We start from the raw sequence: 1,909 nt of genomic DNA on the forward strand, positions 1-1,909 counted from the left end.
TATGATTCAGACTCCTACTTACAAGCGTTTACTAATTTGCTAAAATTAAAACCTAACGCTGTTATTATCGCTCCAAATTTCTACAATGAAACTAGGATATTGGTGGACAAATTAGAGGCGCTTAATATTCCATATCTTTTTATAAATATTGATATTGAAGGGTTTAAAAATTTAGCATTTGTTGGGCAAGATTCTTATATGGCAGGCTATATGGCTGGAAAATTAATGCATTTAAGCGTTCCTAAACCATCTGAATTTTTGATTATTCAAGCAAGTAAAAACATCACAAAAAACAATGCTGTTTCTAATAGAATTGAAGGTTTTAATGATTATTTCATGAAGAACAAGGTCCATTCTAAAACTCAAATATTAAAAATTGACAACTTAAATAACCCATCTGAAACTAAAGAAAAAATCAACTTATACTTAAAAGAACATAGCGACATTACTGGTGTTTTCGTACCTTCAAGTAGAATTCATTTAGTTGTGGATTATTTAGAAACTGAGCATTTAAACAAACTTGAATTAATAGGTTTTGATAATACACCACAAAATATTTCATGTTTACTTAACGACTCCGTTTCCTTTTTAATATCCCAAAAACCGTTTGATCAAGGTTATGAATCTGTTCGTCTTTTAGCTGAATATCTAATTAAAAATGACATCCAAAACAAAAAACTTTATATGCCTATTGATATTTTAACAAAGGAAAATGTTAAATATAATGAACGACATGAATTTATGCATTTGAAGGATGCTTAAAATTTTCAGAATTAAAAAGAATTAGAAATATTTAAAAAAAAGCATAAAAAAAGCTCAGTTAAACTGAGCTTTTTTAGTCGGGGTGGCAGGATTCGAACCTGCGACCTCCGCGTCCCAAACGCGGCGCGATAACCGGGCTACGCTACACCCCGATTTGGTTATCTTGTAACGGGATGCAAATATAGAATTTTCTTTTACATTTAAAATCATTTTTACAACTCTTTTTTATTAGCGGATGACAAAAATTTTAATTTTGGATTTGATGCTGTTTTATTTTTTTAAAAGCAATGAAGAAGAGGTGTTAAATGATATACCAAAACTTTAACCTGACAATTACTTTGACTGAAATGCGCGTCAGGACTGTCTGCCGGCAGGCAGGGTTAGCAGAGGAAAGCCCACAGCTCGCAGGTGCGAGGACTTGAAACGGATAGCCCGACCCTTTTCGGGTAACGCCCATAAATTTCTATTATGTGCCAAACTCTTTTTTACTATTTAAATTAATTTTCTCAATAAAAAAATTGCGGAAAATAAATCTTAAATTTGTTACGATAAAATAAAAATCAAAATTTATGCTCATTATAGGAATTGCCGGTGGTACAGGTTGCGGTAAAACGACGGTTGTTAACCAAATACTGAATGAACTTCCGGAGGGTGAAGTTGGCATAATATCTCAAGATTCTTATTATATGGATACCACGCACTTAGCATACGACGAGCGTGTAAAAATTAATTTTGACCATCCTAGATCTATAGATTTTGACTTACTAACCAAACATCTTGTAGATTTAAAAAATGGCAAACCAATTCATCAACCTGTTTACTCTTTTGTAAAGCATAACCGAACTGGAGACACCGTTTTAACACACCCCAGAAAAGTAATGATTGTTGAAGGTATTTTAATTTTAACAAACCCAGAATTAAGAGACATGTTTGATATTAAAATATTTGTGCATGCCGATAGTGACGAGCGTTTAATCAGACGATTAAAACGTGATATATCTGAAAGAGGAAGAGATTTAGATGAAGTTTTAAATCGCTATCAAACCACATTAAAACCAATGCATAATCAGTTTATAGAACCTATGAAAGAGTGTGCAGATATTATAATTCCTAACAACAAACACAATACCGTTGCCATAGATATAGT

Annotated in this window: 2 protein-coding genes and 1 tRNA gene; 2 read left to right on the top strand and 1 reads right to left on the bottom strand. The window is 32.3% G+C overall.

Features of this window, described 5'->3' with window-relative positions; translation table 11 throughout:
• The coding region (locus tag WBN21_RS02655) for a substrate-binding domain-containing protein (RefSeq protein WP_424197754.1) at nucleotides 1-762 on the top strand (762 nt) is incomplete at its 5' end.
• Nucleotides 763-839: 77 nt separating this feature from the next.
• Here the strand turns inward: WBN21_RS02655 and WBN21_RS02660 are convergent.
• Nucleotides 840-914 (bottom strand) — tRNA-Pro (locus WBN21_RS02660).
• A gap of 417 nt (nucleotides 915-1,331) precedes the next feature.
• Here WBN21_RS02660 and udk point away from each other — a divergent pair.
• Nucleotides 1,332-1,909: uridine kinase (udk, locus tag WBN21_RS02665; RefSeq protein WP_424197755.1), on the top strand; the 578-nt coding region annotated here is incomplete at its 3' end.

The organism is Algibacter sp. (genome assembly GCF_049667265.1).
In the GTDB taxonomy this organism is placed as follows: Bacteria; Bacteroidota; Bacteroidia; order Flavobacteriales; family Flavobacteriaceae; genus Algibacter_B.